We start from the raw sequence: 20853 nt of genomic DNA on the forward strand, positions 1-20853 counted from the left end.
TGATTCATGTATCGAGCCATCCGCCGCAACAAGGTCAACACGGTGTTCATCATTCTGATGTTCGTCGTGCTGATCGCGCTGCTCGGGTACGCCGCAAGCCTGCTCTTCGGCAACTGGACGATCACGATCTGGGCGCTGGTCGGAGCCAGCGTCTATGCAGTGATCCAGTACTTCATGGCTGGCCGGGCGGCCGTCGCCATGAGCGGTGCGCGTGAGATCACCAAGGCCGAAAACCCTCGGCTGTGGCGCATCGTCGAGAACCTCGCCATCACCACGGGCACCCCGATGCCCAAGGTCTACATCATGGACGACCCCGCGCCCAACGCGTTCGCGACCGGCCGCGACCCTGAGCATGCCATTGTGTGTGCGACCAGCGGCATTCTCGAGCTGATGACCGATCGTGAACTCACGGGGGTCATGGCACACGAGATGGGGCACGTGCGCAACTTCGACATCAGACTGAACATGATCGTCTTCGGCCTGGTCGCGGCGATCGGCATGGTCGCAGACATCTTGATGCGCATGTCATTCTGGAGTGGGATGACCGGAGGCAACCGCAGCAACAACAGCGGCGGCAACAATCCGATCATGCTGATCATCGGAATCGCTGCAGCGGTACTGGCCCCGTTAGCAGCAACATTGGTTCAGCTGGCCGTGTCGCGGCAGAGAGAATACCTGGCAGATGCGACCGGGGCATTGACCACACGAGATCCAGAGGCGCTGGCCAGTGCACTCGACAAGCTGCAGCGGTATTCGCAGCCGTTGGCTCGGCAGAACTCGGCGATGGCCCACATGTACATCGCCGATCCGCTGAAGAAGGGGTTCGTCGACAAGCTCTTCGCAACGCACCCGCCAATTCCCGATCGCATCCGCCGGCTGCTCAACAACGCCGACAAGTTCTGAGAGCATCGACTCGGCCGACAACGAGTCAGATGCCTTCTGCTCGGGGCCTCGCGGCGGCATCCGCAGTTCGCAGACACTCTGATGCCGCCACGCCTTCGGTTCCTTCTCCCCCTGCCTGATCACGGCCTCCCCCAATCACGTGCTTGCCGTCACGACGTCTCATTGGCCCTTTCACGACCCCGCCGTTTGCGAGATGCGCTGATCGGCTGAGCCGATGGTAGCCGCTGCCGCCACTGGAGACTCGGAATGGCAAGAACGCCCAAAAAAACAAGACGGGCAGGCGCAACTTGCAAAGCAGGGGCGGCAAGAAGGGGCAAGGGACTTGGGAGGATCTGGGGAGGTCACGCCGGCGGAGCAGGAACGGCAGCCTGCAGAAAGCAGAACAACCCGGAATCACCGGGCCACAGATCACCCAGACAGCAGAGAAGCCCCGCACACGAGGTGCGGGGCTTCAGGGCTCTGCTGACACAGTCAGATTCGCGTCGATCTGTGCGACGCTGCCCAAACCGTGCGACTACTTCGCAGCAGCCTTCTCAGCGGGCTTGGCGTCAGCCGCCTTTGCCTCGGCAGCCTTCGCGTCGGCCTTGTTCTCGGCAGGCTTCTCTGCCTCGGCAGGTTTCGGCCGCGGGCGTGACGCGAACTCCTCGAAGAAGGCACGGGGCTCGACGCCGTGGCTGGTGGTCGCCAGGTCGCGGCCGATCCACAGCTGGTGCCACCAGTCGCCGAACACGCGGAACTTGCGCTCCCACATCGGAATCGCCAGACCATGGTAGCCGCGGTGGAACACCCATGCCGGAAAGCCCTTGAGCGAGAACTTCTTCTGGCCGCCGGTGAAGACGCCGTTGCCGACGCCAAGGCCGGCCACTGCACCAGCGGGCTTGTGCACGTAGTCGATCGGAGCATCGCCGCGCAGCGAGGCCACGATGTTCTTGCCCAGGCGCTTCGCCTGGCGCACCGCGTGCTGAGCGTTCGGCACGCACGAGCCGTCAAACGGCAGGCCGTTGCCGGTCACATCGGGAACCTGCGTCGAATCGCCGGCGCCCCACACGTTGTCGAGCACGCCGTCGTCGGTCTCGGCGCGCAGATCGGCGCGCAGGCGCAGACGGCCACGGGGCTCAAGCGGCAGGTCGCTGTTGCGCAGCACCGGGTTGGCCATCTGACCAGCGGTCCAGATGATCACGTCGGTCGGGTACTTATCGCCCTTCGAGGTCTCGACGATGCCGTCGACCGCGCTGGTGACCTGCGTCTCGAGGTGAATCGTCGCGTGGCGATTCTTGAGGTCGTCGATGACCCACTTCGCGGTCTCGAGCGAGACCTCGGGCATGATGCGGTCTGCAGCCTCGATGAGATGGAACTCCAGCTCGCTCTCGCTGATCTGCGGGTAGAACTTCAGCAGCTTGGTGGCCAGGCCGCGCACCTCTGCGAAGCCCTCGATGCCTGCGAAGCCGCCGCCGACGACGACGAACGTCAGCAGGCGCTGGCGCTCGGGGCCGGTCGGCAGGTTCGCCGCACGGTCGAAGTTCGTAGTCACCTTGTTGCGAATCCATTCGGCCTCTTCGACCGACTTCAGACCGATCGCGTTCTCGGCGATGCCCGGAATCGGGAAGGTGCGTGAGACGGCGCCCAACGTGACGACGAGGACGTCATAGTCCAGCTCGTAGGGGGCACCGCCCTCGGCCTGAACGGTGACCTGCTTGTCGGCGTTCGAGATCGCCGTCACCTTGGCGTTGATGAGGTTCGTGCGGCTCAGGTGGCGACGGTGCGGCACCAGCACGTGGCGAGGCTCGATCGACCCGGCCGCGACCTCAGGCAGGAAGGGCTGGTAGGTCATATAGGGTCGAGCATCGACCAGAGTTACCTCGGCCTCGCCGGGGTTCAGCAGCTTCTCGAGTGTGCGCGCGGTGTAGAAACCCGCGTAGCCACCACCAATGATCAGGATCTTGGTCACGACGTTCCTTTTGCAGACTTGTTGACGAACATGGATCAATCTACTCCAAAGCGCCTGCGAGGTCTCGGGACCGTCTCAGATTGCATCAGGTTGCACGCGGGGCCGCGCGCAGGTGCCGTGGAGGTTGTCCCAGCCTACCTGTTCGAGCACCAGGTCACCGACCGGATTCACACCTGGTCCGGCGGCGAGCGCGTGCCCCACGAGTGCGTGCAGACATTTCACTCGCGTGGGCATGCCACCCGCTGAGACACCGGCGATCTCGGGCACCTCGCCATGCTTCTCGCGATCGGCGATGTAGGCCGCGTGCGCGCGCCGATACCGCTCGGCGAGCTCTGCGTCATCGGCGAGCATCTGGTTGAAGTCGTTCATGCGCCCGACCGCCTCGAGATTCGAGACCGCTGCGGTCAGCCCCGGATGCGTCAGGTAGTAGAAGGTTGGAAACGGCGTGCCGTCAGCCAGCCGCGGCGCGGTGCTCACCACGGTCGGAGTGCCGTCGCCGGTTCGCGCCGCAACCGCGACGACCGACCTCACCGGCCGGCCGAGCTGCTCGGTCATGATCTCGAGGTCGCGCTCGCTCACGTCGTTCTGTGCTTCGGTCACTGCTGCTCCTGCTGCTCACCCTGGTCGTTCTGACCGTTCTGGCCACCTTGGTCGCCCTGGTCGTCGTCGTTCGACGGAGGCTGACCGGCGTCGCTCTGCGTCTGGTCGCCGTCGAGTGGCTGGTCTCCGACACCCGCCTGAACGATCGACGACCCCAACAGATCGGTCCACTTCTGATCGCTGCTGGTCACGCTCTGGCTCGGCGTCTGGTGCGCGCGGTCATCGGCGCTCTTCGCCTGGTCGCCGTCGACCACGACATAGGTCGTCTCGCCCGGCACCACGAAATAGAGGCGTTGGCGCGTCTGCGCACGAATGTACGCGGGATCGTCCCAGCGTGCACGCTCCTGCTGCAGCTCGCCGAGTTCGCTGCGCTGCTGGTCGACCTCGGACTGCAGCTGCTGCTTCTGCTGCTGCTGCTCGACGTAGAGGCGGATGTTCGGCGTCAGCAGCAGGGCGGCGGCGACCAGCGCCACCGTGAGAATCACGGGGAACGCTGGAAACCGCCGCCCCTGTCGCTGTTCGCTCATCTGCAGTCGCGCTGCTTACTTCGCAAACCGGGGAAACGCCGTTGCGCCTGCGTAGACCGCGCGGTCGCCGAGCTGCTGCTCGATGCGCAGCAGCTGGTTGTACTTGGCGACACGCTCGCTGCGTGCCGGGGCACCGGTCTTGATCTGGCCGCAGTTGGTGGCGACGGCCAGGTCGGCGATCGTGGTGTCTTCGGTCTCGCCCGAGCGATGCGACATCATGGCGCTGTAGCCGTTCGTCTGAGCGAGTTCGACGGCACGCAGCGCCTCGGTGAGCGAACCGATCTGATTCACTTTGACCAGAATCGAGTTGCCCGCCTGGTCGTCGATGCCGCGCTGCAGACGCTCTGGGTTCGTGACGAACAGGTCGTCGCCCACCAGCTGCACGCGATCGCCGAGCTTCGCGGTCAGGGCGCTCCAGCCGGCCCAGTCGTTCTCGTCGAGACCGTCCTCGATCGAGACCACCGGGTACTCGCTGACCAGACTGTCGTAGTAGTCGATGAGCCACTGCGAATCACGCGACTCGCCTTCGAAGTGGTAGCTGCCGTCGCTGAAGAATTCGCTGGATGCGGCGTCGAGTGCCAGCGCGATGTCGCTGCCCAGCTGGTAGCCGGCACGTTCGATCGCCTCGGTGATGACGGCGAAGGCGTCGGCGTTGTGCCCGAGGCTCGGTGCGAAGCCGCCCTCGTCGCCCAGGCCGGTGCTGAGCTTCTGCTCTTTCAGCACCGATTTGAGGGTGTGATAGACCTCGCTGCCCCAGCGCAGCGCCTCGGCGAAGCTCTTCGCCCCGATCGGGGCGATCATGAACTCCTGGAAATCGACGTTCGAGTCGGCATGTGCGCCGCCGTTGAGAATGTTCATCATGGGCACTGGCAGGGTGACCGCAGCGTCGCCGCCGACCGAGATGTAGAGCTCCTGCTGCTTCGACAGAGCGTTGGCCCGTGCCACGGCGAGCGATGCGCCGAGAATTGCGTTGGCGCCGAGGCGAGCCTTGTTCGGGGTGCCGTCGAGCGCGATGAGCGCCTCGTCGATGCCCTGCTGGTCTGCGGAGTCACGCCCGGCGAGCAGATCGCTGATCTCGGTGTTCACCGACTCGACTGCGCCCAGCACTCCCTTGCCCAGGTAGCGGTCGCCTCCGTCACGACGCTCCATAGCCTCGAACTGGCCGGTGGACGCACCCGAGGGAACGTCTGCGCGACCGAGGGTGCCGTCGTCGAGGGTGACCTCTGCCTCGACGGTGGGGTTGCCGCGCGAGTCCAGGATCTCGCGTGCTGAAACCGAAACGATGCCTGCCATGCTGAATGCCTCTCAGGGTCTCCGAAGGTGATGTCTTCGGCTCGTGATCTCTGTGTGAAACCCGCAGGCAGCCATGCGCCGCCGCGGGGCGACAGTCGGTGCTGATACGGGTTCTCTCAACAGTCTACGTTGTCTTCGCCAGACCCCGCCCACCACGCAGAGATGCCCGGGTGCACGCGAACGTGCCCCGGGCATCCGTCATCGATCAGACGATGGGCGCACTCAGCTGAGCGGCAGCACCTGACCCTGCCAGGTGTCAGAGATGTGCTTCTTCGTCTCATCGCTGGTCAGCAGCTCGTGCAGCTTCTGCACGCGCGCGTCGTCTTTGAGCTCAGGACGAGTCGCCAGCACGTTGGCGTACTTCTCGGTGGTCTCGAGGATGATCGCCTGGTCGGCGGTCAGCCCGGCGCCCAACGCGAACGTCGAAGTGACGAACGCAGCATCGATGTTCGAATCGTCGACGGCTCGGGCCAGCGTCGGGTTGTCCAGCTCTTCGAACTTCAGCTCACGCGGGTTCGACGTGATGTCGCTCGCCGAAGTGGCGCCATCGGGAATCTCGATCACTTTGTTCGCGGCGAGCAGTTCCAGCGCGCGGCCCTCGTTGGTGGGGTCGTTGGGAATCGCCACGGTGCTGCCGTTCTCAAGCGCATCGAGGCTGTCGACCTTCTTCGAGTAGAAGCCGGCCGCCGGCAGGTAGATCTTGCCGACGCTGACCAGATCAGTGCCGTTGCTCTTGTTCGAGTTGTCCAGGAACGCCTGATGCTGGAACAGGTTGGCGTCGATCGAGCCGTCTGAGAGCGCCGGGTTCGGCGTGTTGTAGTCGCTGAACTCGACGTACTGCAGGTCGAGCCCGGCGTCCTTCGCCTGCCCGTCGGCCACGAATTTGAGAATGTCGCCGGCCGGGGTGGGCAGGGCACCGACCTTGATCGTGCCCAGGCTGCTGCCGTCGCTCGACGCCCCAGACCCACTGCTGCAGGCCGTCATGCTGACCGCGGCTGCGACGATGGCACCGGCTGCGAGCAGTCGTTTGGTGAGTCTGTTCATGATGTTGTCTCCTGTTTTCTCGTTGGTCGAAGGGCTGCAGGGGCGAGGCGCTCAGGCCGTTTCGAGGTCTTTCTGCACCGCTGTGGCGCGCCCTGCCCCCTGGTGGCTCAGTCTGCGGGCGGCGACATTCGCGATGAGCTGTGCGATCTGCACGATCGCGAAGAGCACCACGATCACGACGATCACGTGCATCCAGCTGTAGCGCTGCCAGCCGTAGCTCAGCGCGACATTGCCGAGCCCACCGCCACCGACCACGCCGACCATCGCCGAGAAGTTGACGATCGACGTGAACGTGGTGGCGAGGCCGAGCACGATCGCGGGCATCGCCTCTGGCAGAATCACGCGGCGCACCAGCTGCCAGCGGCTCGCCCCCAGCGACTCAGACGCCTCGAAGAGGCCGGGATCGACCTCTTTGACCGCGATCTCGACGAGCCGCGCGAAGAAGGGAATCGCCACCAGCGTGAGCGGCACGATCGCCGGGCCGGTGCCGATGAACGACCCGACCAACCACCGGGTCACGGGGATGAGCGCGATCATCAGAATCACGAACGGCACCGATCGCCCCAAGTTCACGATGAAAGAGAGCACGGCGTTCAGCACACGAGCCAGCGCACGCGAACCGAAGATGCTGCTCAGAAAGCCGTTGCGTTCGGTGGCCACGAGCAGCACGCCGAGCGGCAGCCCCACGATCACGGTGATGATCGTCGCGATCAGCACCATGTACAGGGTCTCGCCGGTGCCTTCGAGCACCACGTCGAAGAGATTCGGCCAGAATTTCGGGTCGTTCATGTCGATCATCGGCCGGCCTCCTCATCGGTGTGCGCCGTTTCAGGGTTCGCGATGTGCGCTGCGGACGACGCGGACGCGGCGGCTCCGCCCGAAAGCACATCGACGATCAGCCCTTCTGCCTTGAGCTCTGCGATCGCGGCCTCTGCCTCGACACCGACTGCCGGCAGCGCGAGCCGTGTGCGTCCGACCGACTGGCCGGCGATGCGCTCGATCATCGCTCCGAGGATGCTGACGTCGAGACTGCGTCGGCGTGCGAGCCGAGCGATGACGGCCTCGCCGACCTCACCGCCGGCGAACGTGATGTCGACGATGGTCTGCCCAGGTGCACTCGGCACCTCTGTCTGGCCGGCGTCGAGGGGGAAGAGCTCGCGTGCCAGCTTCGATCCGGGAGTGGCGATCAGGTCGAGCAGTCGGCCCTGTTCGAGGATGCGTCCGTGTTCCATCAGCGCAGCCGAGTCGCAGACGCCTTTGACCACGTCCATCTCGTGGGTGATCAGCAGCACGGTGAGCCCGAGTTCGCGGTTGATGCGGCGAAAGAGTTCGAGAATTGAACGGGTGGTCGCGGGGTCGAGCGCGCTGGTGGCCTCGTCGGAGAGCAGCACTTTGGGCTCGCCGGCGAGCGCCCGTGCGATGCCCACGCGCTGCTTCTGCCCGCCCGAGAGCTGCGCCGGGTAGTGCCGGCCGCGGTCGGCGAGGCCGACCAGATCGAGCATGTCTCGGGCTCGAGACGAGCGCGCACGGCCGCGAACGCCGACCGCTTCGAGGGCGAACTCGACGTTCTGCTGCACCGTGCGGTTGCCCACCAGGTTGAAGTGCTGAAAGACCATGCCGATCTCATGGCGGGCTGCACGCAGGGCGCTGCCGGTCAGTGCGGTGATCTCATGTTCGCCGACGACGATGCTGCCGCGGTCGGGGCGCTCCAGCGCATTGATCGTGCGCAGCAGTGTGCTCTTGCCGGCTCCGCTCTGCCCGATCACCCCGAAGATCTCACCGTCGGAGACGGTGAGACTCACGTCGTCGAGCGCATGCACGGCGGCCGCGCCCGAGCCATAGGCTTTGCAGAGATGAGAAGCGGTGATCACTCGCAAAGCGTAGCCGCATTGAACCGCAACGCCCCAATCGCGACCAAGAATATGACGGAGTGTGACATCTCTCGCCTCACCCGGGCTCAGCCCAGCGGGCGCACCTCGAGGTCGGCGTAGGCCACGGTGTCAGCAGCAACGCGCGCGAAGTGCGTATAGCCATCGGCCGCCAGCTCGTCGAGCAGCCTGCCCGCCTTCTTCGGTTCGGTGACGATGTCGACGCGGGTGTGATCGGTCTGCGCGAGCGCCTGCGCCTTGATCACGATCAGGTTCGGCGCCGGGGCCTTGCGGTCGGCGAGCAGCACGAGACCGCCCTCGGGGCCAGACGCCGAGTCGTCGACGAGGTCGATGATGCGCTCGAAGCCGATCGAGAACCCCGCCGCCGGAACCTGCTGCCCCAAGAAGCGGCCGATCATGCCATCGTAGCGGCCGCCGCCGCCGACCGAGGACTTCGACGAGGGGTGCGAGATCTCGAAGATGGTGCCGGTGTAGTAGCCCATGCCGCGCACCAGCGTCGGGTCGAAGACCAGCCTCGCCGCTGCGGGTGCACCCCGGCGGCGTGCGCCTGCGGCGGCGGGGGCGTCGTCCGCAGTCGTCGCGGCGAGCGCCTCGGCGATGGTGACCAGGTTGTCGACGGCCTCGGGCGCCTCGATGTCTCCGAGAGCCTTCGTGACCGCCTCGCGGCTGAGCGGCTGCAGCCCGAGCTGTTCCACCCGTTCGAGAAAGGCGCCCAGGCGCTCTGCCTGCGCACCCAACCCGGCGTCGCGCAGTTCGGCGAGCACGCCGTCCGCACCGATCTTGTCGAGCTTGTCGATGCTGATCAGCACGCGCGCGGTGTCGGCTTCGGCGAAGCCCGAGTCGGCCAGAATCGCATTGAGGATGCCACGGTCGTTGATTCGGATCGTCGCGCCGATGAGCCCCAGCTCGGCGAGAGCTGCCGAGGTCGCGGTGATGAGTTCGAGCTCGGCGAGCACCGTCGGCTCACCCAGAATGTCGATGTCGCACTGCACGAACTGACGGTAGCGGCCCTTCTGCGGGCGCTCGGCGCGCCAGACCGGCCCGGCCTGGATCGAGCGGAACACCTTGGGCAGCTCGGCGTGGTGCGAGGCGTAGTAGCGCGCCAGCGGCACGGTGAGGTCGAAGCGCAGGCCGAGGTCGGAGAGGTCGGCCTCGTCGCCCGTCTCGAGTGCGTGCTGCAGCTTCTCACGGGTGAGGCCGCGGCGCAGCACGCGGAAGGCGAGCTTCTCGTTGTCTCCGCCCATGCCCGAGGTCAGCCGGCTCAGCTCTTCGAGCACCGGCGTCTCGATCTGAGTGAAGCCGTGTCGACGGTAGGTGTCGAGAATTGTGGACAGCACACGCTCCCGGCGTGCTTTGTCAGCGGGCAGGAAGTCGCGCATGCCGCGAGGCGGATTGATCTGCTGAGCCATGATTGTCTATCATGCCACGCGCTGCCCGGTCGGCTGCGCCGGTGAGCGGCGCAGAGTGACAGGAGACTGCGGATTCCACGGGCAGATTGTGCGGGGCGCGCCGAAGACGAACAGAGCATGTCGGGGGTTCATGCTTAGGCTGAATGTTCAGGCAGGTGTCTGAACCCGATCAGTGAGGCGGAGCATGGCGAACAACGAGAACGACGCGCACGAGCACAGGCGCGGTCTTTTCGGCTGGCGCAGACGCACCAAGGCCGAGACAACCGTCGAGGTGCCCGAGCCCGGCCCGTCCACAGTCGATGTCGATCGGGCTGCGAGCGAACCGCACCCGCAGACGGCGCCCATCGGCGAGCCCGAGGGTTTCATCGCATCTGCCGACCCGGTCGGGCCGCAGTCGATCGACGTGCCTGAGACCGACGCTGACGGCGGTGCAGCCCTCGACGGCCAGCAGCCTGGCGCTTCGACGTCTGCAGACGCCGACCGCGACGCGCACGGCCCGCAGATCTCGGGCGCGGCGACGCAGCCTGGTGATCGGTTCGCTCCGCCGGCGATGCCCGAGCGGCCCGTCTACGACAGCGGCCAGGCCGCAGCGGATGCTGCCCGCATCCTGCGTGCGGCTCGCGCCCGTCGCCCTGCCGGAGCTCCCGACCCGCTGCATGAGCACCATGGCGGCGCGGTCGATGCCGCGGATGCCCGTGGCACTGGTGACGCCGTTGCCGATGCCACTGCTGACGGAAGCACTGCTGCAGGTGCCGATACACAGGCCGAGGCGACGACCGCGACGACCGCGGCTGTCACGAACACGACTGAGACGACGTCGACTGAGACGACCCGGGGAGAGACGAACCCGAGCGAATCTGCGCCTGGTGCTGAGCTGGACGGTGCTGAGACGAACCCTGCAGTGACGACCGGTGAGGCTGCGCCGAACGCAGCCGAGCACAGCGCTGCCGCGAGCAGCGCTGCACCTGCCGCTGACGCGGGGGCATCGGCTCCGGAGACCGAGCCGAACCCGGTTGCGCCGCAAGAGGCTGCGGCCGGCGCACGCCTCGCGCAGCAGAGCGACGAGGCCGGGAAGCCCCCGTTCGGAGGAGCTCCCCGCACCACCTCGACGTACGACCCAGACGTCGACGTCGATACGCATCCTTCAGCACTGCCGCTGATCGCGACGCCGATCTCACTCGACGACGAGCCGACAGGTGCTGAAGCGTCCGCAGCCGGGTTCGCAGAGCAGCCCACCGCCGAGATTCCCGAAGAGGCGGCCTCAGCCGCCCCGCAGCCAGACGACCCGCAGCCAGACAGCCCGGGCGACAGCGCCGATGCCGCATCCGCACGCCAGCCCACACCGGGCGCGACCGCGGCCGCAGCGCAGACACCGGCCGACGAAGACGATCTCGAGCCTTCATCGGCGCCGCTCATCACCGAACGCAACGTCGAGGTACGTCATCTGCAGCGGTCGTTCGGCCGCAAGAATCGTGCGCTGGTCGATGTCAGCTTCACGGCCCGGTCTGGGCATGTCACCGCACTGGTCGGCGTGAACGGCGCCGGCAAGAGCACGGTGCTGCAGATTCTCGCCACGTTGCTCAAGCCGCAGAACGGCGAGGTGCGCATCAACGGCATCGACGCCGTGGCCCGCCCGCAGGATGCCCGCTCGTCGATCGGGTGGGTGCCCGACCACATTCCGCTGTGGCCGCGCATGACGGTGCGGCACACGCTGCAGACCTTCGCACGGCTCTACGGGCTGCCGAGGGCCGAGGCGCGCAAACGCACGATCGATCTGCTGACCAAGACCGGCCTCAACGACGTGGCCAAGCGTCAGGCGCGTCAGCTCTCGCGGGGTCAGCGGCAGCTGCTCTCACTGGCGCGGGCACTCGTGCACGATCCGCAGGTGCTGCTGCTCGACGAGCCCACGTCGGGTCTCGACAACATCAGCCGCGACCGTGTGCAGGCCGCCCTGCGACAGCTCGCCGACGAGGGCAAGACGGTGGTCGTCTCGACCAACTGGTTCGAGGGCCTCGACGACTACGCCGACCACGTCGTCTATCTCACCGAGGGCGTCAGCGCTTCGTCAGCCGAGGTCAACCAGGCTGCAACCGCGCCGCGCTCGTGGCGCATCCGCAGTCTCGACCCGCAGGCGCTGCTCGAGGCGCTGCAGCGGTTCGAGACCCCCTTCGACCTCGACCCGGTCACGCAGGCCGTCGAGGTGCTGATGGGCAGTGACGAGGCGGCGAACCTGCTGCTCGCGCGACTCGTGATCGCCGGCGTTCCGGTGCACGACTACAGTCCGGCGTTCAGCGCGACCGAGCAGACGTTCCGGGCGCTGCAGCAGCAGGCCCCGGCCGACACGACTGAGTCGGTGCTCGACGCGCTCGGCGCCAAGACCGACGACTCGAGTGACGTCGACGATGCCGCCGACCGTCCGGCTGCCGATTCGCACGAGGGCGCTGGCCGCACCTCGCCCGACCGGCTCCGCCACCACAAAGGAGGTGACCGCTGATGCTCACACTCATCGGTCTCGAGCTGCGCCAGCGCGTGCGCGGCTCTGGATGGCTGCCGCTGCTGATCATCTGGCTGCTCGCCATCGGCGGCCTCACCGCCGGCGCCTACTTCATCAGTCAGAGCAAAGGCCAGCCTCTGGGCGCGTGGCTGTTCTCGCTGATCCTGTACTTCACCCTGTTCCTCGCCGCAGTCGTCGTGCCTGCCCTCGGCGGCGGGTCGATCAACGGCGACCGTGAAAGCGGAGTGCTCACGCTCGTGCAGACCGCACCGGTCTCGGCGGCCACGATCGTCTGGGCCAAGGCGTTCGCCGCCTGGATCGCCTCGCTCGTGCTGGTCTTGGTGGCGCTGCCGTTCCTGCTCTTCGCGGCGATCATCGGCGACGTCGGCTGGATCGTCGTGGTGCCCGCCCTGGTCGTGCTCTTCTTGGAACTCGCCTTCTTCTCGGCCATCTCGGTCTCGTTCTCGGGAATCTTCAGCCGCTCGGGCGCCGCGACTGCTCTGTCGTACCTCGTGATCGCGCTGCTGAGCGTCGGCTCGGTCTTCGCGTTCAACATCGGCTCTGCCCTGCTGACCAGTGAGCGCACCGTGCAGGTGAACACGCACGTCGCGGCGTCAGGCTCGCAGGGCGATTCCGCTGCCGACCAGTCGAACGGCCAATCGGGTGCTGACGGCGAGGGGGCAGCCGCTGACGGCACCGCGCAGAGCCGGCGCTGCCAGGTGGTCTCGGAGCAGCGCAGCTACCAGCGCCCCGATCTGGTCTGGCCGGTGCTGGCCGCGAACCCCTTCGTGATTCTGGCGGACGCCACCCCGGCCCGGTTCGGCCACGGTGACGCCGGCACGGCGGTCGGGTATCCGACGAATCTGCTGACCGCACTCAAGGTCGAGCTGCGCAAGGCGCAGCACTCGGCGATTCCGATCGAGACGATCGAGGAATGCGAGTGGTCGGCTGACTCGAAGACCCCCGAGCAGCAGATGGCCGGCACACAGCCGGTGTGGTTCTGGGGCATCGCCGGGCAGATCGTGCTCTCGCTGATTCTGCTCGGGTGGGCCACGTCTCGCACGCGCGCTCCGTCCCGCAACTCGGCGAAGGGGCAGCGCATTGGCTGATTCGCTGTTCTCGAACGAGGCCGCCGTGGCCGGTCATCCGGAGCTCGACAAGCTGGTCGACACGGTCGACACACTGCTGGCAGAGGGCGGCTGCCCATGGGATCGCGAACAGACCCACCGCTCGCTCGCGAAGTATCTGCTCGAAGAGACCTATGAGGCTCTCGAGGCGATCGAGACCGACGACGCGTCGGAGCGAGCGACCGACGCGTTGAAAGAGGAGCTCGGCGACGTGCTCTACCAGGTGCTCTTTCACGCGCGCCTTGCTCAGGCCGAAGGGCGATTCGACATCGACGACCTCGCGGCCGCAGTCGACAAGAAGATGCGCGATCGGCATCCGCACGTGTTCGGTGACGCGCACGCCGAGACGGCCGACGACGTGGTCGCGGTGTGGGACGCGGCCAAGGCCCGCGAGAAAAGCGAGCGCACCAGCGTGCTCGACGGGATTCCGCAGGATCTGCCCGCACTCTCACTTGCCGACAAGGTCATCGGGCGCGCGCACAAGCTGGGCCTGCTTGACGCGACGCAGCCCGGGGCGTTTCAGCTCGAAGACGAAGACGACCTGGGCAAGCTGCTGCTCGCGATCGTGGCGTCGGCGAAGGCGTCCGGGTTCGATTCAGAACGAGCGCTGCGATCGACGCTGCGTGATTTTCAGGGTGAGATTCATGCCGCCGAGCAGGCCGGTTCTGACGCCGGAGTCATCGGGATGACGGGCGGCGCTGCTGACGGCAGCACGGGCGAGTAGCACCAGACGGCGGCTTCTCTGATCAGAAGTCGTCGGCCTTGCGCCGGCGGGCCCTGCGCTCGCGCGCTCGCGCATCGGCAGCAGCCCGACGCGCTGCGGCTCGCTCCTCGAAGGTCTGCGGCTTGGAAGCGCCCGAATCACGGCCTGAAACCGATGACGCGGATGCCCCGCTCTGCCCCGCCTTCGCCCGGGCGCCGGTCTGTGCGCTGGCCTGAGCGTGCGTCTCAGCGGCCGCACTGGCAGCAGCCACCGGCGCCTCGATCACCTCCAGATTCACCAGCACACCGGTCACCCAGTCGACCAGGGGCTGCACGTCGTCTGCGCCCAGCAGCTGCTCGGGCACCGTGATCAGCACGCCGCCGCCCGCGGGCAGCATCGTGTACGAGCCGTAGAGCCGACGCAACCGCATCTGCAGCGAATCGCTCAGCTCGAGCGGCGCGATGCGCAGCCGGCCGCTCACCGCGATGACCTCGGCCAGCCCCGCGCCCGCGAGCGCACGCCGCAGACGAGACACCGAGATGAGGTTGCGCACCGGCAGCGGCAGCCTGCCGTAGCGGTCTTCGAACTCCTCGACCACGGCGTCGATGGCGCCCTCGCGCCCGGTCGGACTCGAAGCGGTCGCCAGCTTCTGATACGCCTCGAGGCGCAGCCGCTCCGAATCGACGTAGTCGGTCGGAATGTGCGCATCGACCGGCAGCTCGAGCCGAAGCTCGATCTGCTCCGCGGCGTCCCCTCCTTTGAACGCGTCGACGGCCTCGCCGACCATCCGCAGGTACAGGTCGAACCCGACACCCGCGATGTGTCCGCTCTGCTCGCCGCCCAGCAGGTTGCCCGCGCCGCGCAGCTCCAGGTCTTTCATCGCGACCTGCATGCCGGCGCCGAGCTCGTTGTTCGCCGCGATCGTCTCGAGCCGGTCGTGGGCGGTGTCGGTCAGCGTCTTCTCCGGGTCGTACAAGAAGTAGGCATAGGCCCGCTCGCGGCCGCGGCCCACGCGCCCGCGCAGCTGGTGCAGCTGCGACAGCCCGTACCGCTGCGCGTCGTCGACGATCAGCGTGTTCGCATTCTGGATGTCCATGCCTGTCTCGATGATCGTGGTCGAGACGAGCACGTCGAACTTCTGCTCCCAGAAGTCGACGATCACGCGTTCCAGCTCGCTCTCGCCCATCTGCCCGTGCGCGACGCCGACGCGCGCCTCGGGCACCAGCTCGGCGATGTGCGCGGCGGCCTTGGCGATGTCGCCGACCCGGTTGTGCACGTAGAACACCTGCCCCTCGCGCAGCAGCTCGCGCCGCACCGCAGCGGCGACCTGCTTGTCGCTGAACGCGCCCACATAGGTGAGCACCGGGTGGCGGGACTCGGGCGGCGTCGCCAGCGTCGACATCTCGCGGATGCCGGTGACGGCCATCTCCAGGGTGCGCGGAATCGGCGTGGCGCTCATCGAGAGCACGTCCACATTCGTCTTCAGCTCTTTGAGCCGCTCCTTGTGCTCGACGCCGAAGCGCTGCTCCTCATCGATGATCACCAGCCCGATCTTCTTGAAGTGCACGCTCTTGCTCAGAATGCGGTGCGTGCCGATCACCATGTCGACCGACCCGTCGGCGAGCCCGGCGATCGTGTCGGCGGTCTCTTTCGCCGTCTGAAAGCGCGAGAGCGTGCGCAGCTTCACCGGGAACCCGGCATACCGCTCGGCGAACGTCTCGGCATGCTGCTGGGCGAGCAGCGTGGTCGGCACCAGCATCGCGACCTGGTAGCCGTCCTGAATCGCCTTGAACGCCGCACGCACCGCGACCTCGGTCTTGCCGAAGCCGACGTCACCGGCGAGCAGGCGGTCCATGGGCATCTCGCGCTCCATGTCGTGCTTGACCTCGTCGATGGTCTGCAGCTGATCAGGCGTCTCGGCATATGGGAACGCCTCTTCGAGCTCGTGCTGCCAGGGCGTGTCAGCCCCGAACGCGTGCCCCCTCGCACGAGTGCGCTCGGCATAGAGCTTCACCAGCCCGACCGCGATCTCGCGCACCGCCTTGCGCGCCTTGCTCTTGGTGCGCGACCAGTCAGAACCGCCGAGCTTCGACAACGTCGGGTCTTCCCCGCCCACATACCGCGTCAGCTGGTCGAGCTGGTCGGTGGGCACGTACAGGCGGTCGCCCGGGTGCCCCTTCTTGCTCGGCGCGTACTCGATCACGAGGTACTCGCGCAGGTGCCGCCCGTCGCGCCCGCCGACCTCGCGGCTGGTCAGCTCGATGAACCGGCCGATGCCGTGCTTGTCGTGCACGACCAGGTCGCCCGGCTTCAGCTGCAGCGGGTCGACCGTCTTGCGCCGCCGGCTCGCCAGCTTCTTCGGCTGGCCCCGGTTGTAGCCGGCGGTGCGCCCGAAGAACTCGGCCTCGGTGATCAGCGCCAGCCGTTCGTCGGCGAGCTCCCAGCCCTCGTCGACATCGGCCACGAGGATGCCGGCCACGCCCGCCTCGATCGCTGCGGCGGATGCGGGGCGCGCGGCGACCTCCTGATCGGCCAGCAGCTGCATGGTGCGGGCGGCCGTGCCCTTCGCCACCGCTGTGATCACCACGCGCCAGCCGTCGGCCAGCAGCGCCCGCACATGCTCGATCGCTCCGTTGGCGTCGCCTGCGAAGCTCGGCACTGCCCGCGCGACGACAGGCACCGATCCCGCGGGGGCATCTGCGGCATCCGCCCCACCGGTCTCTGCACCGGCGATCTCGCTGTCGAACGGCGAGATCTGCCACCAGTGACGAGGGGCTGCCGCCGTGCGCAGCGCATCGAGGTCGAGGTATTCGCCGGCGCTGAGGTCGATCGGTGCTTCGGCTCCGGCGACGGCGGCGCTCCACGCGGCCTCGAGAAACTCACGGTTGGTCGCGACCAGGTTCTTGGCACGGGTGCGGGCCCGCTCCGGGCTGACCACGGCGACGACGGCATCCTGCGAGAGGTAGTCGGTGATCGGCACGAGGTGGTCGTCGAGTGCAGGCGCCAGTGACTCCATGCCCTCGACCGGAATGCCCTGCGAGAGCTTCTCGAGCATGCCCGCGAGATTCGGAAACTCGTGTTGCATCTCGGCAGCGCGCTGTCGCACGTGCTCCGTGAGCAGCAGCTCACGGCTGGCGCCGATGTCGACCATGTCGAGCTGTTGATCGTCGGTGCGCTGGTCGGCCACGTGGAACGGCTTGATGGTGTCGACCTCGTCACCGAACAGCTCGATGCGCACCGGGTAGTCGGCGGTCGGCGGGAACACGTCGATGATGCCGCCGCGCACGGTGAACTCCCCGCGGCGAGTGACCAGGTCGACGCGCGCGTAGGCCATCTCGACGAGGCGGGTGGCGAACTCTTCGAGCGGATGCTCCTCGCCCACGGCGACATGCAGCGGGCGGATGCCGGCGAGGTTGTCGGCGACGGGCTGCAGCGCTGCACGCACGCTCGCGATCACGATCTGCACCTTCGGCTGGACTGCGGCCGCGCCGCTCTCAGCGCTCGAGGCGTCATCGCGCGCGTCGCGCCAGTCGGCGAGTGAGCGCAGCACCTCGAGGCGCTGCCCGGTGACCTGCGGCGACGGGCTCAGCCGCTCGTGCGGCAGGGTCTCCCAGGCCGGCAGCTCCTGCACCGACGCCTCGGGCAGCAGTTCGCGCAGGGCGCGCAGCAGAACGTCGGCCTCACGACCGGTCGGCGTGACGATCAGGTACTGGCCGCCGGCGTCAGCAGCGGGGTCGCCCGAGAGATCGTCACCGGAATACTCCTCGATCATCGCGGCCAGCAGCGCCGTGCGCAGCCGCTCGATGCCGACGATGTTCAGGTCGCGTTCGTCGATCGCCTCGCGCACCCGCTGAAAGGCGTCGGTGCCCGCGAAGGCTCGAGTGATCGCCTCGGCGTGATCCGGCAGCACGAAGGCTGCCTCAGCTGCTTCGGAGTCGACGTTGCTGCGCTTGGCTGCCATGCTCACTTTCGGTTGTCGTGCGGAGCGTGAAAACGCTGCTGGGCCGGTTCGAGGCCATCGGTGGCGAGGGCGAGCGCCGCATCCGCCGCATCGCTGACCAGCATGGGCAGCTCGCGACGCTCGGTGCTCGAGAAGGGGCGCAGCACGTAGTCGGCGACGGGCTGCCGGCCCGGCGGGTGGTCGATGCCCACCCGCACTCGTGCGAAGTCGCGGGTCTTGGTCGCGGCGATGATGTCGCGCAGTCCGTTGTGCCCGCCGTGGCCGCCGCCGCTCTTGAGGCGCAGCGTGCCGAACGGCAGGTCGAGATCGTCGTGCACCACGATCAGGTGACCGGGGGTGACGTGGTAGTAGTCGAGCAGGGCGGCGACGGGACCGCCCGAGGTGTTCATGAAGCTGCCGAGGTGCGCGAGCAGCAGTTTGATCGTCTGGCCCGGCGTGTGCGTCGCGTGAGCGGCGGATGCTCGGGTCACGCCCGTCGCCACGAAGGCGTTCGCACGTTTGTTGCGCTGGAACGAACCGGCACTGAGGTCGGCGGCAAGACGCTCGACGGCCATGTGACCGACGTTGTGTCGCGTTGCCTCGTAATCGGCCCCGGGATTGCCAAGACCGACGATGAGATACGGGGTGTCACTCACGGTGCGGTGATTGCTCTCTTCTTGTCTGTCTGGCTGGCTGCCGACCGGCCAGGTGCGGGCCTGCATGTGGAGCTGGGCCGCGCGCGAACGAACGCGACGCGGCCCAGCGGAGCAGCTGCTCGAGTCGATCAGGCCTCGGTCGTCTCGGCGTCGCCGGCACCCGCGGCCTCTGCGGCAGCCTCGGCCTCAGCGGCCTCGACGGCGAGTTCGTCGGCCGAGTCGCCCATGTCGGCCGCGCTCGGAATGATGACCGAGAGCACGAGGGCCTCGGGATCGGTGACCAGCTCAGCGCCCTCGGGCAGCACGAGATCTTTCGCATAGATCTTGGTGCCCTCGTCGGCGCCCTCGATCTCGATCTTGACGTTCTCGGGAATGGCGATGGCCTCGACGCTCAGCAGAACGGTGTTGAGGTCGGTCTCGGCGATGGTTCCGCCGACCGGCTCGCCGACGAGGTGCAGCGGCACCTCGACCTCGACCTTTTCACCGCGCTTGACGGCCAACAGGTCGACGTGCTCGATGATGCGCTTGACCGGATCGCGCTGCACGTCTTTCACGAGCACCAGGTGCTCGTCGTCACCGGTCTTGACGGTGAGCAGCGCGTTCGAGGTGCGCAGGGCGAGGCCGAGCTGGTGGGCCTCGAGTGCGACGTGCACGGGATCTGCGCCGTGGCCGTAGATCACTGCGGGGGTCTGGCCCTCGCGGCGCAGCTGACGCGAAGCGCCCTTGCCGAAGCTGGTGCGCACGATGGCGTCGAAGGTGTTCTCGGCGTTGTCTGCCATGTTGTCTCCTTGATCAGTGGGATGCGCTCGTGCGCACCCGCCGTATGGTGTCGACGCGCTCGAAGCGCACGGCGTCATGCCGCGGGGCATCGGGTGGTCGACGGTTTTCTCAACTCAAGCACTCACGCGCGAGGAGAGGGCGGGCTGCCCACTCACTGCGTCGATAACGGCTGAGGCATCTGCTCGCGCAGCGGCCTCGGCCCTCGCCGAAGTATCAGTGCACAGTCTATGTCGTGTCGAGGCCCGCTGCCAAGCCGCAAGTTCGGCCACCGGCACCGATTCTCGTACGATGAACGAGTCAGAGGAGGCCCGATGTTCCCCACTTCGTCTGCACCTGAGTCTGCATCCGCCTCGCGGCGCGAGCAGGCACGGATGCTGCTGCACGGCATCCGCATCATTCAGGCGCCCATGGCCGGCGCGACCACGCCCGAACTCGCGGCTGCGGTGTCGAACGCCGGCGGCCTGGGATCGCTCGGCGTCGGGGGCGCCGATCCGACGCGGGCGGGCGAACAGATCACCCGCACGGCCGAGCTGACCGGGCGGCCGTTCATGGTCAACTTCTTCGCGCACGTCGAGCCGCGGTCGAGCGCCGTGGTGACGCAGTCGTGGCTGCGACTGCTCGAGTCAGAGTTCGCCGCCCTCGAAGCGGCCGCGCCGAGCACGCTGCGCCCGATCTACGCCAGTGCGGCGACCCCAGGTGAGAACACGCAGCGGCTGGTCGATGTGCTGGTCGCCGCCCGACCGACCGTGGTGAGCTTTCATTTCGGGCTGCCGGCCGCGGGAGTGATCGAGCAGCTGCACGATGCAGGCATCCTGGTGCTCGTGACGGCGACCACGCCCGACGAGGCGCGCATCGTCGAGCAGGCCGGTGCTGATGCCGTGATCGCTCAGGGATGCGAGGCCGGCGGGCACCGCGGCGTGTTCGATGCGACGCCCGACGGCGATGCGGATGCGCGGGCCTCGCGCGGGGCCCAGACGCTCGACCTCGTCGCCGCGGTGGTGCAGGACGTCGACCTGCCGGTGGTCGCCGCCGGCGGGCTCATGAATGGCGTCGACGTCGCGCACGCCCTCTCGGCGGGTGCCGTCGCCGCGCAGCTGGGCACGGCGTTTCTGCTCTGTCCCGAGGCGGCGACCGCGTCAGCACACCGCGAGCGCATCCGCGAGGAGGTCAGTCGCGTCCGGCTCAGCAGCATGCGGTCGAGCAGCACGCGCACCGAACTCGGCAGACAGCAGCGCGCTGCGATCGATCCCACCGCGTTCACCAGCGCGATCTCGGGCCGCCCTGCCCGCGGGCTGCGCAATCGCATGCACGAGATCGGCGCGCGGGCGAGAACGCTGGGAGTGCGGGTTCCCGACTATCCGCTGACCTACGACGCGGGCAAGGCGCTGGCGGCGGCGGCAGCCGCGCATGGGGATGCCGCCTCGTTCGCCGCGCTCTGGGCCGGATCCGAGGTCGGCCGGGCTCGCGAGATGCCGGCGGCCGACCTCGTGCACGTGCTCATCGCCGAGCTGGAGCGCGCCCGCGGCTGAGTCGTGGCAGG

At 67.6% G+C, this 20853-nt stretch carries 16 protein-coding genes; 5 read left to right on the top strand and 11 right to left on the bottom strand.

Translation table 11 applies throughout. The features are described from left to right. The first annotated feature begins 6 nt into the window (after window positions 1–6). A complete protein-coding gene (locus tag LRX77_RS09430) occupies window positions 7–903 on the top strand; it encodes a M48 family metalloprotease (protein WP_231832644.1) in 897 nt (298 codons plus the stop codon). A gap of 514 nt (window positions 904–1417) precedes the next feature. Here the strand turns inward: LRX77_RS09430 and LRX77_RS09435 are convergent. From LRX77_RS09435 to hisS, 8 genes are all read right to left on the bottom strand, one after another. Next, window positions 1418–2851: an NAD(P)/FAD-dependent oxidoreductase gene (locus LRX77_RS09435; protein ID WP_231832645.1), complete on the bottom strand. Its 1434-nt coding sequence runs from the start codon at window positions 2849–2851 to the stop codon at window positions 1418–1420. Between the two features lie 75 nt (window positions 2852–2926). Continuing rightward, the gene (locus tag LRX77_RS09440) at window positions 2927–3406 is read right to left on the bottom strand and encodes a DUF501 domain-containing protein (protein WP_231832677.1); all 480 of its coding nucleotides are present in this window, start codon (window positions 3404–3406) and stop codon (window positions 2927–2929) included. Window positions 3407–3447: 41 nt separating this feature from the next. After that, window positions 3448–3978, bottom strand: a complete 531-nt coding sequence (locus LRX77_RS09445; RefSeq protein ID WP_231832646.1) for an FtsB family cell division protein — start codon at window positions 3976–3978, stop codon at window positions 3448–3450. 15 nt (window positions 3979–3993) lie between these two features. Next, window positions 3994–5271, bottom strand: coding sequence for a phosphopyruvate hydratase (gene eno / locus LRX77_RS09450; protein WP_231832647.1), 1278 nt, complete (start codon window positions 5269–5271; stop codon window positions 3994–3996). Window positions 5272–5493: 222 nt separating this feature from the next. After that, window positions 5494–6315, bottom strand: a complete 822-nt coding sequence (locus LRX77_RS09455; RefSeq protein ID WP_231832648.1) for a MetQ/NlpA family ABC transporter substrate-binding protein — start codon at window positions 6313–6315, stop codon at window positions 5494–5496. A gap of 51 nt (window positions 6316–6366) precedes the next feature. Further along, window positions 6367–7113: a methionine ABC transporter permease gene (locus LRX77_RS09460; protein WP_231832649.1), complete on the bottom strand. Its 747-nt coding sequence runs from the start codon at window positions 7111–7113 to the stop codon at window positions 6367–6369. Further along, window positions 7110–8186, bottom strand: coding sequence for a methionine ABC transporter ATP-binding protein (locus tag LRX77_RS09465; protein ID WP_231832650.1), 1077 nt, complete (start codon window positions 8184–8186; stop codon window positions 7110–7112). Before LRX77_RS09465 ends, LRX77_RS09460 begins: the two co-directional genes overlap by 4 nt. An 86-nt stretch (window positions 8187–8272) precedes the next feature. Further along, a complete protein-coding gene (gene hisS, locus LRX77_RS09470) occupies window positions 8273–9613 on the bottom strand; it encodes a histidine--tRNA ligase (RefSeq protein ID WP_231832651.1) in 1341 nt (446 codons plus the stop codon). A gap of 184 nt (window positions 9614–9797) precedes the next feature. Here hisS and LRX77_RS09475 point away from each other — a divergent pair, with 184 nt between their 5' ends. Genes LRX77_RS09475 through LRX77_RS09485 form a run of 3 tightly spaced genes read left to right on the top strand, consistent with a single transcriptional unit; the run spans window position 9798 to window position 13958 of the window. Continuing rightward, a complete protein-coding gene (locus tag LRX77_RS09475; RefSeq protein WP_231832652.1) occupies window positions 9798–12107 on the top strand; it encodes an ATP-binding cassette domain-containing protein in 2310 nt (769 codons plus the stop codon). Continuing rightward, on the top strand, window positions 12107–13216 hold the full coding sequence (locus tag LRX77_RS09480; protein ID WP_231832653.1) for an ABC transporter permease: 1110 nt from the start codon (window positions 12107–12109) through the stop codon (window positions 13214–13216). The genes LRX77_RS09475 and LRX77_RS09480 overlap by 1 nt, the downstream gene beginning before the upstream one ends. After that, a complete protein-coding gene (locus LRX77_RS09485) occupies window positions 13209–13958 on the top strand; it encodes a MazG family protein (protein WP_231832654.1) in 750 nt (249 codons plus the stop codon). Before LRX77_RS09480 ends, LRX77_RS09485 begins: the two co-directional genes overlap by 8 nt. 22 nt (window positions 13959–13980) lie before the next feature. On the opposite strand, the gene mfd is transcribed toward LRX77_RS09485, so the two are convergent. The 3 genes from mfd to LRX77_RS09500 form a co-directional block, all read right to left on the bottom strand. Further along, window positions 13981–17898, bottom strand: coding sequence for a transcription-repair coupling factor (gene mfd, locus LRX77_RS09490; protein ID WP_231832655.1), 3918 nt, complete (start codon window positions 17896–17898; stop codon window positions 13981–13983). A 2-nt stretch (window positions 17899–17900) separates the two neighbouring features. Further along, window positions 17901–18533: an aminoacyl-tRNA hydrolase gene (gene pth, locus LRX77_RS09495; protein ID WP_231832656.1), complete on the bottom strand. Its 633-nt coding sequence runs from the start codon at window positions 18531–18533 to the stop codon at window positions 17901–17903. A 128-nt stretch (window positions 18534–18661) separates the two neighbouring features. Next, window positions 18662–19312, bottom strand: a complete 651-nt coding sequence (locus tag LRX77_RS09500) for a 50S ribosomal protein L25/general stress protein Ctc (RefSeq protein ID WP_231832657.1) — start codon at window positions 19310–19312, stop codon at window positions 18662–18664. Window positions 19313–19624: 312 nt separating this feature from the next. Here LRX77_RS09500 and LRX77_RS09505 point away from each other — a divergent pair, with 312 nt between their 5' ends. Continuing rightward, the gene (locus LRX77_RS09505) at window positions 19625–20842 is read left to right on the top strand and encodes an NAD(P)H-dependent flavin oxidoreductase (protein WP_231832658.1); all 1218 of its coding nucleotides are present in this window, start codon (window positions 19625–19627) and stop codon (window positions 20840–20842) included. Window positions 20843–20853 lie beyond the last annotated feature (11 nt).

The sequence above is a fragment of the Pseudoclavibacter sp. 13-3 genome, from assembly GCF_021168475.1.
Taxonomy (GTDB): Bacteria; Actinomycetota; Actinomycetes; order Actinomycetales; family Microbacteriaceae; genus Pseudoclavibacter_A.

Coding starts and splice junctions, on each gene's coding strand:
- LRX77_RS09430 (WP_231832644.1), top strand. CDS start 7: ATGTATCGAGCCATCCGCCGCAACAAGGTCAACACGGTGTTCATCATT.
- LRX77_RS09440 (WP_231832677.1), bottom strand. CDS start 3,406: ATGACCGAGCAGCTCGGCCGGCCGGTGAGGTCGGTCGTCGCGGTTGCG.
- LRX77_RS09445 (WP_231832646.1), bottom strand. CDS start 3,978: ATGAGCGAACAGCGACAGGGGCGGCGGTTTCCAGCGTTCCCCGTGATT.
- eno (WP_231832647.1), bottom strand. CDS start 5,271: ATGGCAGGCATCGTTTCGGTTTCAGCACGCGAGATCCTGGACTCGCGC.
- LRX77_RS09455 (WP_231832648.1), bottom strand. CDS start 6,315: ATGAACAGACTCACCAAACGACTGCTCGCAGCCGGTGCCATCGTCGCA.
- LRX77_RS09460 (WP_231832649.1), bottom strand. CDS start 7,113: ATGATCGACATGAACGACCCGAAATTCTGGCCGAATCTCTTCGACGTG.
- hisS (WP_231832651.1), bottom strand. CDS start 9,613: ATGGCTCAGCAGATCAATCCGCCTCGCGGCATGCGCGACTTCCTGCCC.
- LRX77_RS09475 (WP_231832652.1), top strand. CDS start 9,798: ATGGCGAACAACGAGAACGACGCGCACGAGCACAGGCGCGGTCTTTTC.
- LRX77_RS09480 (WP_231832653.1), top strand. CDS start 12,107: ATGCTCACACTCATCGGTCTCGAGCTGCGCCAGCGCGTGCGCGGCTCT.
- mfd (WP_231832655.1), bottom strand. CDS start 17,898: ATGGCAGCCAAGCGCAGCAACGTCGACTCCGAAGCAGCTGAGGCAGCC.
- LRX77_RS09500 (WP_231832657.1), bottom strand. CDS start 19,312: ATGGCAGACAACGCCGAGAACACCTTCGACGCCATCGTGCGCACCAGC.
- LRX77_RS09505 (WP_231832658.1), top strand. CDS start 19,625: ATGTTCCCCACTTCGTCTGCACCTGAGTCTGCATCCGCCTCGCGGCGC.